19 protein-coding genes, 8 tRNA genes, 1 other RNA gene and 1 other annotated feature are annotated in these 22,327 nt (G+C 29.1%); of the genes, 3 read left to right on the top strand and 25 right to left on the bottom strand.

Annotated elements, in window-relative coordinates:
• Nucleotides 1–199: 199 nt before the first annotated feature.
• The 8 genes from B3086_RS10705 to B3086_RS10670 all read right to left on the bottom strand — a co-directional run bounded on the left by B3086_RS10705 (nt 200) and on the right by B3086_RS10670 (nt 6,248).
• Nucleotides 200–1,894 carry a M3 family oligoendopeptidase gene (locus tag B3086_RS10705; RefSeq protein WP_346849256.1) on the bottom strand — a complete coding sequence of 565 codons (1,695 nt, stop codon included), beginning with the start codon at nt 1,892–1,894 and terminating at the stop codon, nt 200–202.
• A gap of 171 nt (nt 1,895–2,065) precedes the next feature.
• Entirely contained in the window at nt 2,066–2,326 is a 261-nt protein-coding gene (locus B3086_RS10700; protein WP_346849257.1) for a pro-sigmaK processing inhibitor BofA family protein, read from the bottom strand.
• 106 nt (nt 2,327–2,432) lie between these two features.
• Nucleotides 2,433–2,714 carry a DUF2508 family protein gene (locus B3086_RS10695; RefSeq protein WP_346849258.1) on the bottom strand — a complete coding sequence of 94 codons (282 nt, stop codon included), beginning with the start codon at nt 2,712–2,714 and terminating at the stop codon, nt 2,433–2,435.
• Nucleotides 2,715–2,933: 219 nt separating this feature from the next.
• Nucleotides 2,934–3,530: a recombination mediator RecR gene (gene recR, locus B3086_RS10690; protein ID WP_346849269.1), complete on the bottom strand. Its 597-nt coding sequence runs from the start codon at nt 3,528–3,530 to the stop codon at nt 2,934–2,936.
• A 14-nt stretch (nt 3,531–3,544) separates the two neighbouring features.
• The gene (locus B3086_RS10685; protein ID WP_150843612.1) at nt 3,545–3,883 is read right to left on the bottom strand and encodes a YbaB/EbfC family nucleoid-associated protein; all 339 of its coding nucleotides are present in this window, start codon (nt 3,881–3,883) and stop codon (nt 3,545–3,547) included.
• Nucleotides 3,884–3,973: 90 nt separating this feature from the next.
• Entirely contained in the window at nt 3,974–5,608 is a 1,635-nt protein-coding gene (gene dnaX / locus B3086_RS10680; protein ID WP_346880472.1) for a DNA polymerase III subunit gamma/tau, read from the bottom strand.
• 282 nt (nt 5,609–5,890) lie between these two features.
• Nucleotides 5,891–6,156: signal recognition particle sRNA large type (gene ffs / locus B3086_RS10675), an RNA gene on the bottom strand.
• Nucleotides 6,157–6,158: 2 nt separating this feature from the next.
• Nucleotides 6,159–6,248 (bottom strand) — tRNA-Ser (locus B3086_RS10670).
• Nucleotides 6,249–6,421: 173 nt separating this feature from the next.
• On the opposite strand from B3086_RS10670, the gene B3086_RS10665 reads away from it, so the two are divergent.
• Nucleotides 6,422–7,117, top strand: coding sequence for a TIGR00266 family protein (locus tag B3086_RS10665; RefSeq protein WP_422652244.1), 696 nt, complete (start codon nt 6,422–6,424; stop codon nt 7,115–7,117).
• An 85-nt stretch (nt 7,118–7,202) separates the two neighbouring features.
• Here the strand turns inward: B3086_RS10665 and lgt are convergent, their stop codons facing one another.
• The 4 genes from lgt to B3086_RS10645 all read right to left on the bottom strand — a co-directional run bounded on the left by lgt (nt 7,203) and on the right by B3086_RS10645 (nt 8,844).
• Entirely contained in the window at nt 7,203–7,979 is a 777-nt protein-coding gene (gene lgt / locus B3086_RS10660; protein ID WP_346849261.1) for a prolipoprotein diacylglyceryl transferase, read from the bottom strand.
• A 49-nt stretch (nt 7,980–8,028) separates the two neighbouring features.
• On the bottom strand, nt 8,029–8,253 hold the full coding sequence (locus B3086_RS10655; protein WP_035134638.1) for a (2Fe-2S)-binding protein: 225 nt from the start codon (nt 8,251–8,253) through the stop codon (nt 8,029–8,031).
• Nucleotides 8,254–8,255: 2 nt separating this feature from the next.
• Nucleotides 8,256–8,708 carry a tRNA adenosine(34) deaminase TadA gene (gene tadA, locus B3086_RS10650; RefSeq protein WP_035134639.1) on the bottom strand — a complete coding sequence of 151 codons (453 nt, stop codon included), beginning with the start codon at nt 8,706–8,708 and terminating at the stop codon, nt 8,256–8,258.
• A 59-nt stretch (nt 8,709–8,767) separates the two neighbouring features.
• Nucleotides 8,768–8,844, bottom strand: a tRNA-Arg gene (locus tag B3086_RS10645).
• A gap of 297 nt (nt 8,845–9,141) precedes the next feature.
• Here B3086_RS10645 and B3086_RS10640 point away from each other — a divergent pair.
• Entirely contained in the window at nt 9,142–10,530 is a 1,389-nt protein-coding gene (locus B3086_RS10640) for a pyruvate carboxylase subunit B (RefSeq protein WP_346893379.1), read from the top strand.
• A 127-nt stretch (nt 10,531–10,657) separates the two neighbouring features.
• On the top strand, nt 10,658–11,545 hold the full coding sequence (locus B3086_RS10635; RefSeq protein WP_346849263.1) for a phosphatidylserine decarboxylase: 888 nt from the start codon (nt 10,658–10,660) through the stop codon (nt 11,543–11,545).
• Nucleotides 11,546–11,561: 16 nt separating this feature from the next.
• Here B3086_RS10635 and B3086_RS10630 read toward each other — a convergent pair whose 3' ends face one another.
• From B3086_RS10630 to B3086_RS10570, 13 genes are all read right to left on the bottom strand, one after another.
• Entirely contained in the window at nt 11,562–13,850 is a 2,289-nt protein-coding gene (locus B3086_RS10630) for a methyl-accepting chemotaxis protein (RefSeq protein ID WP_346880468.1), read from the bottom strand.
• A gap of 272 nt (nt 13,851–14,122) precedes the next feature.
• Nucleotides 14,123–14,197, bottom strand: a tRNA-Arg gene (locus tag B3086_RS10625).
• Between the two features lie 136 nt (nt 14,198–14,333).
• Nucleotides 14,334–14,424, bottom strand: a tRNA-Ser gene (locus B3086_RS10620).
• A gap of 14 nt (nt 14,425–14,438) precedes the next feature.
• Nucleotides 14,439–14,529, bottom strand: a tRNA-Ser gene (locus tag B3086_RS10615).
• Nucleotides 14,530–14,590: 61 nt separating this feature from the next.
• A tRNA-Ser gene (locus B3086_RS10610) sits at nt 14,591–14,681 on the bottom strand.
• Between the two features lie 12 nt (nt 14,682–14,693).
• Nucleotides 14,694–14,784 (bottom strand) — tRNA-Ser (locus tag B3086_RS10605).
• Nucleotides 14,785–14,869: 85 nt separating this feature from the next.
• Complete coding sequence (gene serS / locus B3086_RS10600) at nt 14,870–16,150, bottom strand: serine--tRNA ligase (protein WP_346880467.1); 1,281 nt, start codon at nt 16,148–16,150, stop codon at nt 14,870–14,872.
• A gap of 65 nt (nt 16,151–16,215) precedes the next feature.
• Nucleotides 16,216–16,418 (bottom strand) — a binding site (T-box leader).
• 61 nt (nt 16,419–16,479) lie between these two features.
• Nucleotides 16,480–16,713: a DUF1667 domain-containing protein gene (locus tag B3086_RS10595; RefSeq protein ID WP_035135636.1), complete on the bottom strand. Its 234-nt coding sequence runs from the start codon at nt 16,711–16,713 to the stop codon at nt 16,480–16,482.
• 11 nt (nt 16,714–16,724) lie between these two features.
• The gene (locus B3086_RS10590) at nt 16,725–18,116 is read right to left on the bottom strand and encodes an FAD-dependent oxidoreductase (RefSeq protein ID WP_346880466.1); all 1,392 of its coding nucleotides are present in this window, start codon (nt 18,114–18,116) and stop codon (nt 16,725–16,727) included.
• A 113-nt stretch (nt 18,117–18,229) separates the two neighbouring features.
• The gene (locus tag B3086_RS10585) at nt 18,230–20,956 is read right to left on the bottom strand and encodes a UPF0182 family protein (protein WP_346849267.1); all 2,727 of its coding nucleotides are present in this window, start codon (nt 20,954–20,956) and stop codon (nt 18,230–18,232) included.
• 17 nt (nt 20,957–20,973) lie between these two features.
• Entirely contained in the window at nt 20,974–21,492 is a 519-nt protein-coding gene (locus B3086_RS10580; RefSeq protein ID WP_150843600.1) for a 3H domain-containing protein, read from the bottom strand.
• A 118-nt stretch (nt 21,493–21,610) separates the two neighbouring features.
• On the bottom strand, nt 21,611–22,114 hold the full coding sequence (locus tag B3086_RS10575; RefSeq protein ID WP_346849268.1) for an HDIG domain-containing metalloprotein: 504 nt from the start codon (nt 22,112–22,114) through the stop codon (nt 21,611–21,613).
• A 131-nt stretch (nt 22,115–22,245) separates the two neighbouring features.
• A tRNA-Ala gene (locus B3086_RS10570) sits at nt 22,246–22,321 on the bottom strand.
• Nucleotides 22,322–22,327: the final 6 nt, after the last annotated feature.

Genomic DNA, 22,327 nt, shown 5'->3' with positions numbered 1-22,327 from the left:
GCATGAATAAAACAACTATTTAACTAGTTAACTATATAAAAGGTAACCTATATAAATATTTATATATTTTCTTCTATAAAACCTTGCTATATATTGACTACTGTAATTTTCTTTTTAGAAATATACCTATCTATCAAATACATTATCATAAAAAAATGATGTAGTGATTGTTTTCATCACTACATCATTTAACTTACTATTAAAGATTTTTATCATCTATACTTCCTAAGTATTTATCTATCTCACCAGTTACTGAGCTTACGCATCCTTCTTCAAATGGTGAAATTAAATTAGCATGTTTAACTAGATTTACAAATGACATTGTACCTCCAACATTACATAATCTTAAATAATCTTCCCATGCTTGTTCATGATTATCTTGATCTTTTTTCCAAAATTGAAGAGCACATATTTGAGCTAGTGTATAATCTATATAATAAAATGGACTATTAAATATGTGTGCCTGTTGGAACCACCATCCACCTCTTTCTAAGAAATCACATTCTTCATAATTTTTATGAGGTAGATATTTTTTCTCAATATTTCTCCATGCCTTTTTCCTTTCATCTGGCGTAGCATCTGGATTCTCATATACAAAGTGCTGGAATTCATCTACTGTTACACCATAAGGAATAAATTTAATAGCATCTCCTAAATGAGAGTATTTATATTTAGCTTCTTCATCTTCAAAGAAAAGTTTCATCCATGGCCAAGTGAAAAATTCCATGCTCATTGAGTGAATCTCACAACTCTCATAAGTTGGGAAGTTACATTCTGGAATAGAAATCCATCTACTTCTATAACATTGGAATGCATGACCAGCTTCATGAGTTAATACATCTACATCTCCTGAAGTACCATTAAAATTTGAAAATATAAACGGTGATTGATAGTTTGGTATATAAGTACAGTATCCGCCACCTTGCTTGCCCTTTTTAGTAACTAAATCCATTAAGTCATTTTCTATCATGAAATCAAAAAATTCTTTAGTTTCAGCTGAAAGTTCAGAATACATGTTTTTACCATTATTAACTATCCATTCCGGATTTCCTTTAGGTTTAGCATTTCCAGTTAAAAATTCAAACTTTTCATCATAATATTTAAGTTGATCTAACTCTAACCTTTCTACTTGTCTTTTATATAGTTTATTTGCTATCGGTACTATATAATCTTTTACTTGATCTCTAAATTTACTTACCATTTCTGAATTGTAGTCAGTTCTTAACATTCTCACATATCCAAGTTCTACAAAGTTTTTAAATCCAAGCTTATGTGCTATAGTAGTTCTAACCTTAACCATCTCATCATATAATCTATCTATTTCTGTTTCATTATCTGTAAAGAACTTATACTTAGCTTCACTAGCACGTCTTCTCATATCTCTATCTTCTGACAATATAAATGGAGTTAATCCAGATAAGTTTCTTTCTTCACCTTCAAACATAATTTTAGCTGAAGCTATAAGTTTACTATATTCTGATGATAGTTTATTTTCTAATTGTAAATCCTTTATTACTTCTTTAGAAAATGATTTTATATTATATTCTGCTATACTAAAGAATTGTTTTCCAAATTCTTTTTCTAATTCTAATCTGAATTTACTATTTACAATAACTTTATAAAATTCTGAGTTTATTTCGTTATATAGAGGATCATATTCATCCCAATATTCTCTTTCTTTACTATAAAACTCATCCTCAGTATTTATACTATATCTTATGTTAGCTATAGTACCTAAAGTAACTATTTCATTTCTAATTTCATTAATTTCATTAATAAGCTCTTTAACTTCGATTATGTTGTTACTCTCATTTGTTTTATCTATTAGACCCATTAATTTTTCTTTTATTTTTTCATAATCTGGTCTTTCATATTTAAATTCATTAAATCCCATACATACACCCCCATTTGATAAATAAATTCTACCATTTTAAAAATATTCTGTAAATACATTTTTTGTTTTTTTAAAATTTACATATTAATTCCCCCTATTATATCCATCAGTTTAAAAAAGGAGCGTAGCTACTAACTTATTAAAAAGTTATTTTACCACACTCCCTTTTCCCTATCTAAGATAATTCAATATTATTAAGAATAACACCCCTGGTATACCAAGTATTCCAGCTATAAGTGCTGTTATTGCATTAATAGGTATTACTAGTCCAAAGTTTCCACCTACTAAATTTATTAACCACAATAATATACCCCCAGCTATTCCATTAACAATTAAGTTTAATAGAACCTTTAGTGGCCATGCAAATATTTTACCAATTATAAATATTGCAACTATAGCTATTATAAAAAATATAATGTTTGGCATTTTCATCCCCCTTATAATTAAAATTGTTTTAGTAATCATTAAAATAAAATCTTATGCTTAATTCTTAAATAATTTTATCTATTAATAAATTTATTAGTTATTTTACTTTATATTACCACTTATTGCAATAATTTAATTCTTCTATCATACAATCAACACTCACTGTTATTCCACTTTTCTTTGCTTGGTTTAGAAAATATACATATTTAGCTTTAGCTTCATCTTCTTTATATATAGATATATCTATTAAACTTTTATCACTAACATTATCGAAGCAACTTCTAGCAACTTCAATTTCCGCTATTGAGTCCTGTATTCCTTTGATTATTTCACGCTGCTCAGGTGTATAAATATTTTTAGCTAGTATAGTCTCTATTATTTTATCTCTGTTCATAATAATACCTCCATTATATATACTTAAATATATTTTTGACATATAATGGATGAGATATACTTGTTATTTGAATTGTATGTTATATAAACAGAGTTATTTGTTTCAGGGGAAGTTTTACTCCCATTTTGAAGAGGATGAAGTATTAGAGCTGGTAGTCATCGGATAAAAAAGACTTGTGAAAATATATCAGTTATTCTCACAAGTCTCCTGTATAAATAATTATATTTCTTTTCTACCTTCTAGGGCTTTAGATAAAGTAACTTCATCTGCATATTCTAAATCTCCACCTACTGGAATTCCATGAGCTATTCTTGTAACTTTAACTCCAAAAGGTTTTAATATTTTTGATATATACATGGCAGTTGCTTCACCTTCTATGTTAGGATTTGTTGCAACGATGATTTCCTTTAAATCATTATTTACCCTAGTTATCAATTCTTTTAACTTTATGTCATCTGGTCCTCTACCTTGCATTGGAGATATTGTGCCATGAAGTACATGATATACCCCATTAAATTCCCTAACTTTTTCAATGGTCATTATATCTTTAGGTTGCTCAATTACACATATTGTACTTTTATCTCTGTTAGGATTTGAGCATATAGCACATGGATCGCTATCAGTAAAATTTCCACATATTGAACAATACTTTATTGTACCTCTTGCCTTCACTAATGCATTAGCAAATCCTTCAACCTCATCTTTAGGAAGATTTAAAACATGCAATGTAAGTCTTTGAGCAGTTTTACTCCCTATCCCCGGTAGCTTTCCAAATTCCTCAATTAGTTTTTCTATAGCTATAGGATAAAAATCCAAATTAGTCACCTCTATTAAAACATTCCTGGTATATTAAGTCCACCAGTTAGTTTTCCCATAGATGAATTAGTTTCTTCTTCTGCTTTCTTCAAAGCTTCATTTACAGCTGTTAAAACTAAATCTTGTAACATTTCTACATCATCTGGATCAACTACTTCTGGTTTAATTATTATATCTTTTAATTCTTTTTTACCAGATACTCTTACTGTTACAGCTCCACCACCAACAGATGCTTCAAACTCTTTAGTTTCTAAATCTTTCTGAGCTTCCTCCATTTGTTTTTGTAGCTTTTGTGCTTGCTTCATTAAGTTATTCATATTTCCACCCATTCCTGGAAATCCGCCTTTTGCCATTGTAATACCTCCTAAAAATTATATTTCATTATAACTAGTATATAATATTATATTATAATGTAACCATCAATTTATTAAAACCTTTAAATTTTATTCATCACATATTTCCACTAATGCCTCAGGAAATATATCTGATAGTATTTTTTCTTTATTAACTTCCCTATTTATATTATCATTTTCTATTTCATAAGTAACATGAACCTTCTCATCTAATACCTCTGAGAATATATCATTTATAATCTTTCTATATTCTTCTCTTTCAAGTCTTTGTTTATGAAAATTATATTCCTTTGTAAAGCCGACGGTAATAACTCCATTCTTGAATTTCTGAACTTTTCCCATCATTAACGCTGTAGCTATTACCATATTATTTTTTTGCTTAAGGATATTTTGAATATCTTTAAAAGACTTTCTAATAATTTCAACATTTAGCTTACTTTCTCCTGCTGCAATTGGTAATTCTATATTTTCATTATTAAGCTCTACTGGTTTGCTTGTTTCAACTTTATTTATACTTGGATTTATTTCTGGTCTTATTTCCTTTGCTTCTTTTATTGCACTTTGTACTGTAATATTCGCTGATGCAATTTTATCCTCTAATCTATTCAGTCTAGCTAATATAGTTTCCATGGAGGTATCATATTTTATCTTACACATTTTTATTATTGCTAGTTCTAAATATATTCTAGCCTGCTTTGTACCCTTAGAGCTATCTTCGGCTTCTTGAAGTATACTTATACACCTCATGATTTCCTCTACTCTAATTCTAGTGCTTTGATTTTTTATACTTTCTATGTTTTCAATAGACATATCCAATACATCTTCTAAATTATTACTTACATTTATCATTAATAGATTTCTCATATGAGTAATCAAATCTCTAATTAGTAAGTTAATATCTTTTCCATCCAATATTAATTTATTTACTACTCTTATGCATCCCTCTGTATCTCGATTTATAACATTATCTACTATAGTCACCATGCTGTCATTAGTAGTTATTCCTAACATATCTACTAAATCCTCATATCTAACTATATTGTTTATTGATATAGCTTGATCTAATATGGATAAAGCATCTCTCATTGCTCCATCACACATTCTAGATAATAACCTTAAGCTACCTTCTTCAATGTTTACTGATAATGAATCGGTTATTTGTTTTAACCTTAAAAATATATTTTCACTACTTATTCTCTTAAAATCAAACCGTTGACATCTTGATAATATTGTTATAGGAAGCTTTTGAGGATCAGTAGTTGCTAATATAAAAATTACTCTACTTGGTGGTTCTTCTAATGTCTTAAGAAATGCATTAACTGCACCAATAGATAGCATATGAACCTCATCTATGATAAACACCTTATACTTAGCTTCTTGTGGTGGATATTGAACATCATCTATAATATCCCTTATATTATCAACACTATTGTGAGATGCTGCATCTAGCTCTGTTACATCTATAGCTGTGCCTTGGTTTATACTTTTACACATCTCACATTCATTACATGGTTCACCTTCTATAGGGTTTAAACAATTTATTGCCTTTGCAAGTATTTTTGCTGTTGAAGTTTTACCCGTTCCTCTAGTTCCGCATAGTAAGTATGCATGAGCTATCCTATCGCTTTTTATGGCATTTTTAAGCGTTGTAGTTATATGCTGCTGTCCAACTACGTCGCTAAATAATTTAGGTCTCCACTCTCTATAAAGTGCTTTATATCCCATGTATCCTCACTCCTTACATTAAAATTTCTAAATAAATATATATCTACAATACTTCTTAATTATTTATTCTACTCAAAAATAATTCTTATCTTATCTATTATAATACTTCTCATAGTTATATTCTATATTCTTTACTAACTTATATTAAGTAATCAATTATATATATCTAGTTTTTCTAAAATATTTCAATATAAACTAACTCATTTAATTTATATTTCAAATTAATTATTTAAAAAAGGATAAAAAAAAAGATGTCTTTAACATCTTAAATAAAAAATAAAGTCGTACACCTTGCTTCGATAATCAGTTTATATGCGTTACCTATACAGTTAACTCAAACCAGGTTAATCCACGGCACATGGAAGGTCTCACTTATCGCTGCTTCCTTCCAGACCTGACGAGGTTCATGAGTTTCCATTGCGTGGGACCCAGTTATCAACGCCACTTATATAGGCCAGACCATACAAATTGATACCTCAGCAAGGAATTCAATCCTGCTGTAGCGGATTGCAGGTTACAGGGCACCGCTAACTCCCCATCTAGTACGACATGGCGGAGAGAAGGGGATTTGAACCCCTGATAGAGTTGCCCCTATACACGCTTTCCAGGCGTGCTCCTTCGACCACTCGGACATCTCTCCATATCGTGTATTCATTATTATACTATTTAAAATCATTACTTTCAAGTAAAACTTATTTAAAAATATATTCCAATTGTAGTATAATCTCATTAGAATTAACAAAGTTTTCAATTTAAATTAATAATATATATATACTTATCATAAAATAATATGAATGGAGGTAGTTGTTTATGATTAATTATGAAATTAAAGGTGGTTCCATGCCAGTAGCTATCTGTTACCTAAATAGTGGAGATAAAATTGTCTCTGAATCAGGAGCTATGGGTTGGATGAGTGACAATATAATTATGGACTCTAACATTAAAGGTGGCCTATTTAAAAGTATAGGAAGATCTCTATCAGGCGAAAGCTTATTTTTAAATACCTTTACTTGCTCAGGAAATGTAGGAAAAATAGCATTCCCCTGTTCTGTGCCAGGTAGAATAATGGCTAAAGAGCTCCAATCTAATGAATCTATAATTTGTCAAAAAGGTGCTTTCATGGCAGCTGAAGATTCTGTAAGTCTTAATATTCATTTTAAAAAAAGATTTTCTAGCGGCTTATTTGGTGGCGAGGGTTTTATCCTTCAAAGAATAACCGGTCCTGGAACAGTTCTTTTAGAATTTGATGGTCATGTTGAAGAGCTTAACTTAAATCCTGGAGAAAGAATAAAAGTAGATACCGGCCATGTAGCTGCTTTTGAACCAAGTGTAAATTTTGATATTGAAATGGTTAAGGGACTAAAAAACATATTCTTTGGTGGTGAAGGCTTATTTTTAACAACACTAACAGGCCCCGGAAAAGTATACCTTCAAACTATGCCTCTTCAAAATTTAGCAGGTAAATTGTCTTTTTATCTTAATACCGGTAGCACTAATTTAAGAGATTAAATATCTTTATAGTGCCAAATAAAAATAACCTTTTAGATAATCAATATTTACAAAAAATATCTTATTATCTAAAAGGTTTAATTTTTTAAATATGTGTAATTGTACTATTCTTCCTTCTGTATATTATTATAAGCCCTACAATCCATATAAGTACTCCTATAATACTTACAATTTGAGCTGTTCTAAGCCCAAACATCATTAAGCTGTCTGTTCTAAGTCCTTCTATAAAAAATCTTCCTATAGAATATAGTCCTATATAAGTTAAAAATACAACTCCATTCTTTTTAACCTTGTGTAACATATAGAATAGTATAAAGAACACTACTAAATTCCAAATTGATTCATATAAAAATGTAGGATGATAGTAAGTTCCATTTATATTCATACCACTTTGTATGAACTCCGGAAACTTACTTATAAAAGCTTCTGTTACAGGTCCACCATGTGCCTCTTGATTAAAGAAATTCCCCCATCTTCCAATGGCTTGGGCTAATATAATACATGGTGCTGTCATATCTAGTGCGGATGAAAGCTTTATACTTTTTCTCTTTGTACATATATATACAACTATTACTGCTGCAATTAGTCCTCCATGAATAGCAAGGCCACCTTGTCTAATATTAAATATATCCATCAAATTATCCTTATAATATCCAAACTCGAATAATACATAATAAAGTCTTGCACCAATTATGGAAATTGGAAATGCAATTAAGAATATAGTTAATACATCATCATAATTTATCCCTTTTAATTTACAGGTATATTGACTTAATAAAAGCGCTAACATGGTACCTGAGCATATTACAATTCCGTACCACATAACATCTAATCCAAATATACTTATGGCTACTGGATTCATCTATTCCCCTCCTTAATCCTTTTTATATTATTATAATCTATATAATTAATTATTTGTATTCTTTTAGTAATTCTTCTATAGTATGTTTACATCTCGTTCCCTTACAACTTCCTGTTCCAGCCCCTGTTGCCTTTTTTACGTCTTCAAAAGATTTAGCTCCATCAGCTATTGCCTTCTTTATAGCTGCTCTAGATACTACTTTACAGATACAAACTTTAGTATGTTTATCTAGTACAGCCTGTCTTAATGCCTCCTGTTTTGCTTGTTCTTCCATCTTTACAGTTTCTCCTTTCTCTTTTCTTTGAAAAACTCTTGTAGTAAATTACTACATTCTTCATTATAGAGCCACTTAATATTAACCCAATGATTTAAATTTCCACTTTGAGTAATATTAAATACTGAGCCACATCCACCAGCTCTGGGGTCAAAAGTTCCAATATATAACCTTTTTATTCTGCTTTGAACAATAGCACCAGCACACATAGGACATGGTTCTAATGTAACATACATATCACATTCATTAAGTCTCCAATCTCCTATAGCTTCTGATGCTTTTTTTATTGCAATAATTTCTGCATGGTTAGTAGGATCATTGGTATTTTCCTTTATATTATGACCTGTAGCTATTATTTTATTGTTTTTTACTATTATTGCTCCCACCGGAACTTCATTTTTACTCTTTGCAATTTTAGCTTCAATAATTGCTTGTTGTAAAAAATAATTATCCATAACTTACTCCTCTTTATTATATATAAAAAAAACTTAGTAAAGCAAGCCTTACTAAGTTTTGGTGCGCACGAGAGGAGTCGAACCTCCGGCCTTCCCCTTAGGAGGGGGATGCTCTATCCTGCTGAGCTACGGGCGCATATTACCTAATCTTTATTATAATAATATATTTATTCTTCGTCAATAGATTAATATCTATATTTTACTATGAACCTATTCTCTTAATGTTAATTAATCAACCTATATAAACTATTTAAAAATAATATATCTATAGAATTTATTATTTTCATGATTATATGCACATAATATAAAAAATCTTTTAACTTTATATATTTGTCAGAAAAATAAATGATTTATTGCAGATTTTTATTTGAATCTATGTTAAAATACTAATATATTGTGATTTTGCAACAAAAAATTCAGAGGTGATTTTATAATGAAGAAGATTAACATAACCGAAACAGTTCTAAGAGATGCAAATCAATCTCTTATTGCAACAAGACTTCCTTTTGAAGATTTTGCACCTATTCTTAAAGATTTAGATGATGCAGGATATTATTCATTAGAGTGTTGGGGTGGAGCAACCTTTGACTCTTGCTTAAGATATTTAAATGAGGATCCATGGGAGAGATTAAAGAACATAAAGAAAATAGTTACTAAAACCCCTCTTCAAATGTTATTGCGAGGACAAAATATTTTAGGATATAAACACTATCCAGATGACGTAGTTAGAGAATTTATTAAAATGTCTGTTTATCACGGTATGGATATAATAAGAATATTTGATGCATTAAATGACTTTGCTAATATAGAAGTTGCTATGGATGAAACTATAAAGCAAGGTGCTCATGCACAAGGAACTATAGTTTATACTGTAAGTCCAATTCATGATGTTAAAAACTATACTAAACTGGCAAAACAACTTGAAAATATGGGGGCAAACTCTATTTGTATAAAGGACATGGCTGGCCTTATAATGCCTTCTATAGCATATGACATAGTTAAGAGTATAAAGGAAACTGTTAAAATCCCAGTATTTTTACACTCTCACAGCACAAATGGTATTGCTGAAATGGCTTACTTTAAAGCTGCAGAAGCTGGTGTAGATGGAATTGACTGTTCAATTTCTTCATTCTCTAGTGGTACTGCTCAACCTCCAACAGAATCTATGCATCATGCACTAGAAACTGCTGGATTCGAAACAGGTCTTAATATAGGTACCTTAACTCAAATTAATAATTTCTTTAAACCAGTTAGATCAAAAGTTTTAGAAGATGGATTACTAGATCCAAAGGTATTAACTCCTCAGCCTGAAGGACTTACAAACCAAATACCTGGAGGAATGTTATCTAATATGATTTCTCAACTTAAAGCTCAAAATTCTATTGATAAGCTTGATGCAGTTCTTGCAGAAGTTCCTAAAGTAAGAGAAGACTTAGGATTCCCTCCACTTGTTACTCCAATGAGTCAAATGGTTGGAACTCAAGCTACAGTTAATGTATTAACTGGTGAAAGATATAAAATGGTTCTTAAAGAGGTTAAAGCTTATTGTAGAGGAGAATATGGTAAGGCTCCTGGGGAAATAAATGAAGCAGTTCTTAAAAAAGCTCTTGGAAATGATACTCCTATTGAAGGAAGATATGCTGATACTTTAGAACCAGCATTCCAAAAGACAAAAGAAGAACTGAAAAATATAACAACTAGCGAAGAAGATATTCTTTCTTACTTAGCCTTCCCACAAATAGCCGAAGAGTTCTTTAAAAAGAGAAGTGAAAAGCCATCTAATGATGATATGAGGAAACTAACTAATAGTGAAGTAATATAAAACTTATTTAAATATCTCCAATTAAGATACATTATTATATCTTAATTGGAGATATCTTTATATACCTAATATATTTTCTGTTATAATATCATTATGTTAAATTTAAGATAAATCTGGAGTTGATATTATGATAAAATACTATGATAGAAAAAATAAGACCTATTGTGAAGAAAATGTAGCTGGTGGAGATATACTTAATTTTATGTACAGTAACCCAGTTGCTAAAACTTTTATACCCAAAATTGCAAGTGGAAAATTCTTAAGTAAGCTCTATGGAATGGGCTGCGATAGTAAGTTTAGTAAAAAATATATACACCCCTTTATAGATAGATTCAACATAAATATAGATGAATATGAAAAAAATATAGATGAATATAGCTCCTTTAATGACTTTTTTTATAGAAAACTTTCAAAATACAGTCGTAATATCTGTAAAGATGATGAATCATTTATCTCTCCCTGCGATGGTAAGCTATTAGCTATAGAAAAAATTGATGAGAATTCTAGCTTTACAGTTAAAGGATTTAAATATACCCTTAATGAGTTATTGCAAAATGAAGAATTAAGTAAGAATTATTCTAATGGTACTTGTTTAATATTTAGATTATGCCCAACTGATTATCACAGATTTCACTTTGTTGATTCCGGAACTTGTTCTAAATCCACATTCATAAAGGGTAAATATTACTCAGTTAACCCCGTAGCTCTTGAAAATATAAGTAAGGTTTTTTCAGAAAATAAAAGAGAGTATAGTATTCTAAAAAGTGATAATTTTGATGATGTTATCTACATAGAAGTAGGTGCTACCTTTGTTGGTTCTATTATTCAAACCTACTCCTCATCATCCAAAATTAACCGTGGAGATGAAAAAGGGTATTTTAAGTTTGGTGGCTCAACAGTTATAATTATACTAAAGGAACATATATTAAAATTAGATGAAGATATATGTTATCAAAGCAATTTAGGAGTAGAAACCTCTGTATATATGGGAGAAAAAATAGGAGTAAGAATTTAAATTCTTACTCCTATTTTTATAATCTAAACTTAAGTGTAGTATTATTTAATTTATCTGCATTTTCCTTGTTTTCTATAGCAGTACTTTTTATACTCTCAATATTTCCTACTATATCCATAGTTTTAGATGATATAGATGATACTCCCATAGCTCCCTCTGTAACAGTTACTGATACTTCATCTATGGCAGTAACAATTCCTTCTATAGCTTGATTTAGTACTGCAGCTTCACTGCTAAACTCATTCATAAAGTTGTTGAATTGATCTGCATCTTTTTCGTATAAAGCTCCTTGCTCTATATTTTTATCATAATCATTAATTACTTGTTGTTCTATGAAATTGCTCATGCGCCCAGCACTAAGAGCCAATTCTTCTACAGATTTATTTACTATTTTAACTATTCTTTGTATATCTGCTGCTGTTTTACCAGACTCTTCAGCTAACTTTCTAACTTCATCTGCAACTACAGAGAACCCTCTTCCTGCTTCTCCTGCACGAGCAGCTTCTATTGCAGCATTTAAAGCTAATAAATTAGTTTGTTGAGTTATCTTAAGTATAGAATCAGCTAACTTATCAATCTGCTTAACTTCCTTAGAACTTGTTATAGCAACTTCCAACTCACTTTTTACACTATTATAAATATCATTGGATTTTTCTTTAGAGTCTATAGCACTAGCTTTTATGCCCTGAGCTCTCTTAAGAATATCCTTAGTTATTTCATATCCTTCTAATGCTTCACTAGCTATATTCTGTACACTCTTAATCATTTCAGTAGAAGATGCAGCAATTTCTTGAGAAGTTGCTGATGTTTCTTCTATACCAGATGATACACTTTCAGTTTCAAATAATGTTTCATCTGCTTTAATTTTTAATGACTCTGTAGATTCTTCTACTATATTAGCGTTATTAGTTAATACTTCAGTAGTTGCTGCAATATCTCCAACAACTTCCCTTAACACTTCCCTCATATTTATAATAGATCTATATATAAGACCTATTTCATCCTTAGACTTAATTATAGCTAAATTATCATTAGTTAAATCTAACTTAGCTGTTTTATTAACCAAAGCGGCAACAGTAACTATAGGATTTATAATTACATTTGCCATTACCATTATTATAATAGAACCTATAATAACTATAGCTAATGCTACTAATGCTATTTGTTTAACCATTGCTATTACCGGTTTTCTTATTTCATTACTATTAGCATCTATAACCATAGTCCAATTTGTCCTAGGTACTAATCCAAAAGATGACATTACTTTATTGCCATTTATCCTATATTCTACTGATCCAACTTCTACATTACTTCCCTTCATAGCCTTATCTACTATATCCTTTATTTCAGGTATATCTATTGTTTGCCCAATTTTTTCTTTGTTTGGATGATATATTATATTTCCTTTTTCATCAATTAGATATGCATAACTATTTTCTATCTGTCCAATTTTTATATTTTCAATATAAGTAGAAAAACTCTCAGCATAAACATGTAATGCTATATATCCTACACATTTACTATAGTTATCTTCATCTAATACAGGATACGTAAATACTAAAACTCCTTTATCACCAGCAACGGATTTAATTGTATTACTTATCCACTTACCCCCACTAGAACTAGTACTGTGATAAGAATTATCAACTTCATTAGCTCCAACTAAGGATTCTTCACTATCAGCTACTATATCACCTTCTGGGCTAACTAATGATATTCTGTCTACATGTTTATTACCAGATATATATGACTTAAAGCCTTCATTTATATTTTTAACATCTTCTTTACTATTTTTTTTCTGAGCATAATTTAATAAGATATTAAGATTATCCTTAGAATTTGATAGAGCAAAAGCCTCATTAGTAACTTTATCCATCATAACAGATATGGTTTGTATAGATGATGTAGTTATACCCTCCATATTTTCTGTACTCTGACTTGAAATCGTCTTTGAAGAGTTTATGTACATAATTGTACTAGTTATTATCATTGATACTATTGTAAGACCTATCATACTAATTAATATTTTTCTTTTAACACTAGTTCCTTCAACCTGTAATTTTCCTTCTTTATAAACCTTAGCTGTAGATTTTATACTATTTATATTGTTACTTATATCATTAATTTTATCCTTATCTATTTTGTTACTATTTCTAATTTTTTTACTAATGGAGTTTTTATGTCTAATTGTAATTTTGCTAAATGCATTCTTAATACTTTTGCTTATATTTTGAGATGTACTTTTTAAATTAAATGAACTATGTTTCCTTTTTTTTAAAGTCTTATCAGACTTTCTTTTAATCATAAATATACCCCCATATATTAATAATTTATATAGTAATTATCGTGCGTAAAAATCTATACTAAATACACATTATACATATTATGTAACTAACATTAAATATATTTATCTATAATCAAATTAGTTGAATTATATAATAATTTACATACATAAACTCGTTATATAATTATTATATATGGATTTTCCTACATTTGAAGTCGAAATTTATCATATCCCTCTTATATATTTATATAAAAATAAAAAAGCCATTGCAAATTAACTGCAATGACTAAATATGGCAGGGTGTGTAGGAATCGAACCCGCAATATACGGTCCGTAGCCGTATGTTATATCCATTTAACTAACACCCCAAAAGGTTATTTAAATAACTATTATATAATAACATAGAATCCTCATGATTTCAATAATTATTTTTTGATTTTATTACACCTTATTGAGTCGAAAAAATAAATCGAATTCTTAAGAATCCGATTTTTAAATATATCTTGGCGGAGAAAGAGGGATTTGAACCCTCGCGACGGTTGCCCGACCTACGCCCTTAGCAGGGGCGCCTCTTCAGCCACTTGAGTATTTCTCCAAAAAATAAAAAAATGGCGGAGAGATAGGGATTCGAACCCTAGGTACGCTCACACGTACGCCGGTTTTCAAGACCGGTGCCTTAAACCAACTCGACCATCTCTCCGTAGAATTATTAAAATCATACTCTGATTTTAAATATTTAATTTTCATAGGTTATTTTTAAATGGCGGAGAAAGAGGGATTTGAACCCTCGCGACGGTTACCCGACCTACGCCCTTAGCAGGGGCGCCTCTTCAGCCACTTGAGTATTTCTCCAATTTAAAAATATGGCGGAGAGATAGGGATTCGAACCCTAGGTACGCTCACACGTACGCCGGTTTTCAAGACCGGTGCCTTAAACCAACTCGACCATCTCTCCATTTCCTACAAGGGTTATTCTATCAAGAAATAGCCCTTGTGTCAATATTTTTTTGAAAAACTTTTATATAAATTCTAAATTTTTTTTATCTAGTTATCTTTTCACACCCCATATATGTTCTTAATACCTCTGGTACTGTAACACTACCATCTTCATTTTGATAATTCTCAAGAACTGCAGCTAAAGCTCTTCCTATAGCAACCCCTGAACCATTTACTGTATGAACAAATTTAGGTTTAGCTTTTGGATCATCTTTATATTTTATATTAGCACGTCTTGCTTGGAAATCTTCAAAGTTGCTACAGCTTGATATTTCTACATACTTATTATAACTTGGCATCCAAACCTCAATATCATATTTTAAAGCAGCAGTAAACCCTAAATCTCCTCTGCATATTTTTACAATCCTATATGGAAGTCCTAATCCTTGTAACACACTTTCTGCATCTTGAACTAATTTATTAAGTTCATCATATGATTCTTCTTCTTTTGTAAATTTAACTAATTCTACTTTATTAAACTGGTGCTGCCTAATTAATCCTCTAGTATCTCTTCCAGCAGATCCAGCTTCTGACCTAAAGCATGCACTATATGCTGCATATTTTATCGGAAGTTTATCTCCTTCAAGGATTTCATCTCTGTAAATATTAGTTACAGGTACTTCTGCTGTAGGTATTAAAAAATAATCTGTATCACTAACTTTAAAGGCATCTTCTTCAAACTTAGGTAACTGACCTGTTCCAGTCATGCTATTTCTATTTACCATATATGGGGGAAGTATTTCATCATATCCATTTCTACCAGTGTGAGTATCTAAAAAATAATTTATTAATGATCTTTCTAATCTTGCTCCAAGTCCCTTATAAACAGTAAATCTAGACCCTGTAATTTTTCCAGCTCTTTCAAAATCCAATAAATTGTTTTCTGTACCTATAGTCCAGTGTTCTTTAGGATTAAAATCAAACTTTCTTATCTCTCCCCACTTTTTAATTTCAACATTATCCTCATCATCACTACCATTTGGAACTGAATCATGAGGTATATTAGGTATCCTCATCATTATATATTCTATTCTTTGATCTATTTCATTTAAGTCCACATCATAGTTTTTTATTGTATCTGAAAGTTGTTTCATTTCCTTCATAGTTTCTGATACATCTATACCTTGTTTTTTTAACTTAGGAATTTCTGCAGAAGTTTTATTTCTTTTATTTTTTAATTCTTCTACTTCTATTAATATATTACGTCTCTTTTGGTCAAGCTCTACAACTTCATCTATAAGCGATAAATCAAAACTCTCTCCTCTATTTTCCATTTTAACTTTAATTTCATCTGGATTATTTCTTATTTTCTTTAAGTCTATCATTGTTATTCCTCCTACCCTTTTCTTATAAATATATTTTGATATAAATAAAAAGCCTTCCACCCCACCTAAGGGACGAAAGACTCCGTGTTACCACCCTAATTGAATAAAATTAATTATTCCACTCGCAAATTTAACGACAAACTTAATGCCGTACTGCTCATCACAGTCCCTCAGAGGCGGATTCGTAATAATATATATATCAGTTTACACCAAACACTGACTCTCTTACATATATAATTAGTACTACTATTCTCTTCAACGGTTTATAATTTATTTCATTAAATATATGTCTATATTATTCCCTAACATATTTTTTGTCAATATTAATATTAATTTTTGTAGGCATATTTAGTACATACTATATCTACACCTGTATTAAGTATATTCTTACATATAACATCTCCTTCTGATGTCTGTGGTCCTACATATATTCTACTTAGACACTTAGAGCATTCAAGCCATAAACTTTTATCTATAGGTTCGCTACTCTTTACTGAAACTACCCTACGCTCTGCAGATCCTTTTACTCTCACTATAGTTGTTAATATATCCTTATCCTTCACTTTTTATTACCTCACATTTCATCAAATTCTTTTATTCTTGATAATAAAATGGTTGAATCCTTTGAATTATTAACCACTTCTGTAACTCTTTTATCCATTTCTCTTGCCAAAATTTCAATTATTTTATCCTTGCAGTAACACCCATCACAACTTCCAAATCCCGCTCCTGTTCTCCTTTTTACCCCGGTTACTGTTCTAGCTCCTAAAGGTCTTCTAATAGAGTCTACAATCTCACCTTCGCTAACTTTTTCACACTGACATATAATACGTCCATACTTACTGTCTAATTTAATAATTTTATTTCTTTCTTCATTTGATAGATTTTTAAATCTAAAATATTCTCTTCTCTTATCATTAAAATCCTTTTTAAATTTACAATTTAACTTTTCAACTACTATTTTTGATATGTTCAAAGCTAAATATGGTGTTATTGTAACCTTAGCATAATGATTAACCTTAATATTTATATATCCACTATTAATAATATCATCTTGTATAATAATAGGTTCATCAAAAAGGCGCCAATCTCTTACTACTTTTATATCATTTTCACTAATTTCTTTAGTAAGGGGTTTTATCTTTTCAATAACTTTATCATAGTGAACATTTTTATAGTTACTATAAGCCCCTATTGTTTCATTGTTAATTGTAGGTCTTATATATATTCTTTCATTTTCTCTTACATCAAAAATTATGTTAGAATATAACTTTTCATAAGGCTTATCAATAACCACATATTTCATATATTTCCCTTTATCATCTTCTTTATTATTCTCATTAACTAATTGTAGATTTTTATCTTTAGTTGTATCAATAACTATCTTACAAGTAAATTTATTTTTACTTGTTTTTATCTTGAATCCTTTATTTATACTATTTATAGATTCAACCTCTTCTTGTAATCTAAAGTTAACTCCATTATCAAAAGCAATTTCACCATAAGCTAAAGCTAAATCATATGAGCTTATTACTCCTGTATTAGGTATATATATTGATTTTATTATATTTCCTTCTATATTAGGTTCATACTCCAATATTTCTTTTCCTATAAGAAGTTTTACATCATCTATTTTTTTTGCTTTAGCTCTTTCATACATTTTATCAATACTTATAGCCTGAATTTCATTTCTTGCTATATATAAGGTTCCACACCTATTATATGGAACTTTAAATCTTAATGCATACTCCTCCATTAATAAATTGCCTTTTCTAATTAGCTTAGATGATAATTCATCCTCACATTCTAGTCCATCATATATTGTTGCTGTGTTTATAGAAGGTGTATCATTACATATATCATAATCTTTTTCTATAACTGCAATATTAAGGTTATATTTTGACAATTCATAAGCTATAGCACAACCTATAATTCCTCCACCTAATATCAATACATCATAATCCATAATTTCCTCCACCTATGCATGTTATTACTACTTTATATAAATTATTCTAGCCACTCTATCTTCCATTTTACTACGAAAGCTCTAGAGCAGCTAGTCATGTTATTTATATAAATTTATTTTGATAATTCGTCAATTAATTTTCCTATTTGATTTATATACTCACCATACTTTGCCCAGTCTCCATTTTTTTGAGATTCAATAGCATTTGTATATGCTTCTTTTAATTTTCCTAAATAATCGGAATTTAAATTTCCTTCTTGTTTATTATTTTCTATACCTTCATTATTAGAGTTATTGTTATTTCCCTCAGCCTCTAGATTAAACATCTTAGTAATAGCAGTTCCTATATCTTTTTCAAGTATTAGTTTATCTCCGTAACCAACTATGACATTTTTCATTTCAGGTATGCTATTTTCACCAGAAGCTCTCAAATAAAGAGGTTCTACATATAACAAGGAGTTTCCTATTGGTATTATTAAAACTTCTCCAAATTGAACCTGAGAACCCTTAGTGTCCCAAAGTGATAATTGTTTAGATATTTCTGGATCCTGGTTTATTTTTTGTTTAAATAACATTGGGCTATATATTGTTCCTCCAGTTGGAAATTTATATAAAAACATTTTTCCATAATTATCTCCATCCATTCTAACACCAAACATACCTACCATATTATCTCTATCTTTTGTATTAAAATACTCTAAAATAACCATCTCTTCTTTATCTTCTCCAGCTAATTTAGTAGTAACATATGAAGCTTCGGATTTTACTTCATCACCTTCAATTGTAGCTACATCACTAGCTATAGACCATATATCATCTCCATTGTAGAAAACTCCAGGATCTGAAACATGGTACTTAGACAACATTTCACTCTGAATTGCAAATAAATCTTGAGGATATTTAAAGTGAGCTTTAATTTCATCTGGTAAAGTACTTAAGTCTGTAAATAGCTTAGGAAATATCTTAGCATAGGTTGCAACTATAGGATCTGTATTATCTGTTATATAAAACTTTGTTGTTCCATCATATGCATCAATTATAACTTTAACTGAATTTCTAATATAATTTATATCTCCCATAGGTTGTGAAAATGGGAACTTGTCGCTTACAGTATATGCATCTATAATCCAATAAAGCCTATCATTGTTTATAACTACATATGGGTCTTCATCATATCTTAAAAAAGGTGCAACTTTATTAACTCTTTCTACTATATTTCTATGAAGTAGAATTTTACTATCACTAGTTATATCTTGGGATAATAAAAATTTACTATTTTGTTCTTTAATAGCAAATATAATTCTGTTTAGATAACTCATGGATATACCAGCATTACCGTCATAATTATTAGTAGCATTTTCCCCACCTATTGGATAATCAATTTCTCCAAGCTTTGTATTTACTATACTATAATCATTAGTGTTCTCACCAAAATATATCCTTGGATTCTCTAATGAAATATCCGTTTCATTTTCAATAGGTATATTGCTCATAATAAAATCAGGTTGTCCTTCACTTGTTACCGAGTTAACCTTACTCATAACAACCCCATATCCATGGGTATACGATAAATGTCTATTTTGCCAAGTAATAGAATTTTCATCTAACTTTTCAAAATCAATTTCTCTCGGTGCTATAAATACTTGATTATAGTTTCCATTAATATTATATCTATCAATATCTATATCATTAAACTTATAATAATATCTTATATATTGAAATTGATTATAAAATTCTAAAGCAGGTCGATATGCATTAACCTTAATATTTTCAATTATATCTTTATTTTGTTTTATACCTGTAGCATCTAAATCATTCTTTATTTCAAAATTATTTTCATCTATTTCATCAATGTTATAAGCCATATTAGTATACTCAATATTCTTGGATATATAAGGTTTTTCCAATGTTTTTTCATTGGAGTTAACAATAAATTGTTGAACAACTCCTGCTGCAACACTTTCCCCAATCATCAGTACAAATACTACTATTACTGAAAATATTATTGGTTTAACTTTTTTAAACAATATACTTAAGAATATTAATACAGCAAAAATAATTGAAACTATGGAAATCACTTTATAAAATTTTAAAGATACGTTTACATCTGTATAACTTGCTCCAAAAACTATACCCCTAGGAGAATATGCTAAGTTCCATCCTTTTATCATATATCCTAAAGATATAACTAACATAAGTAATGCAGCTATCACTGCAAGTTGTTTTCCTGCAAAACTTGTTATACCACTAGTCATAGATTTAAAATTTACAACCTTATCTGATCTATCAAAGTGATTATTAATCTTATCCTTAACATTTAAAATAATATAAATTATAAAAGTAGCTATTACAAGTAAAACTAATAATGAAATCATACTACTATATAAAGATTGTATTAAGGGTAACTTAAATGTAAAAAATGATATATCCTTATCAAATATAGGATCATTAACATTAAACTTTGTAGAGTTGGTAAATTCTAATATTTTGTACCAATATATATTTGCAAAACTAAAAGAAAAGAATAAAGATATAATAAAATTTATTCCTAAAAAGATTTTAAACCTTTTTTTCTCTTTAACTTTATCAATTTCTACTATCTCTTTTAACTTTCTAATATTAGGTATTAAACTTTTATAATATAATGTTATTCCAATAAATATTACTAAAAATGTGGGAACCATTAGTTTCATTATAGATAATAACTTAGTAAAATATATAGAAATATATCCCAATTCACTGAACCATTGATAGTCAACTATTATATTTATTCCAGCAACAGTGAAAAGTAATATAATTATTATGATAGAAACTATACTCCCCATAGCTTTCTTCTTCAAAATATTTACACCCCTTTTTATAATTCTTTAATCAAAAATCCTTTTTTATTTAATTCCTCTACTATATTTGATAAAACTCTATCATTTTCACATATTATTGTATGAAGATGAACTCCATTTGTTAATGCGCTTAAAGGTTCAGCTTCATACTGCTTAAAATTACTATAAAAATTTTCAATATCCATCATATTTTTAAGCATAAGCATAGCTCTTATTTCTCCATAAAGAGGATGTTCAACTATTACATCTTCTACAATTGCACCATATTTAACAATAGTCTCAAGTTCATTTTTTACTTCTTCCCTTCCATGATTAACAGCTATAACTTTCTTTATGCTATTGATATTTTCCTTTAAAGCCATATATCCTTTCGGCGTAGATATTATATCTACCCCTTCAGCTCTTATAATAGCTATATCCTTAACTATAATTTGACGAGTAACTTCAAACATTTCTGCTAATATCTGACCTTTTACAGGTTCTTGAGATTGTATTAATAGATTCTTTATTTTTTCTCTTCTCTTTGCGCTTGTCATAATCCCCTCCATGTATAAACATATATTATTTAAATAATAGTATATCATATACCCATGTATATTATTGTATTTTTTCTTTCATTATTAAATATTTATTTACTTATATTAATTATATGTATTAATTTCTATCATCATACTTTCGTAAAATATCTAGCCATTTATTTTGTATTTTATAATTATGATGATTTCTTATAATATTCAAAAATTCTTTATCATATCCTTTTTCTTTTAAAATTTTATAACCTTCTTCTCCATGATTATAGAATATATATATCTTAGAATTTCTATCACTATATTTTTTTATTTTTGTTTTTGTAATGTTATTTAATAAGACTAAAATAGATTTATCTATTACATTTAGAGGAGTATTAATTTTACCGACATCATGTAATATAGCTGATTTTACAATTTCTTTATGATTAAGATTATTCTTTTTAATTTCTTCTTCAGATTCATTTGTATATATATCTCTAGCTACATTAACTGAATGTTTCAAATCATAAACCGGGAGTTTATACAGTAATTTTTTTTCATTCTCATCTAAATAATTATTAATAAACTCCATATCTTTTTTAGTTATTTTTGCAAATACACAATTAATAAATTGTTTAACTCTATTCATACTAATTACACCATCTTTGCAATGAATTTTTTTAATTACTTTACATTATTATATACTTAATTAAAACAATAATATAATAGTTAATTAAGTAATATAAATATAAAAAAAAAGCAATCTATTTAGATTGCTTTTGGTGGAGATAAAGGGATTCGAACCCTTGACCCCCTGCGTGCAAGGCAGGTGCTCTCCCAGCTGAGCTATACCCCCAAATAT

This window comes from Clostridium sp. UBA871, assembly GCF_002295255.1.
GTDB classification, from domain to species: domain Bacteria; phylum Bacillota; class Clostridia; order Clostridiales; family Clostridiaceae; genus Clostridium_J; species Clostridium_J sulfidigenes.
The sequence above is the reverse complement of the archived record's forward strand: the minus strand, read 5'-3'. Positions and strand labels throughout refer to the sequence as shown.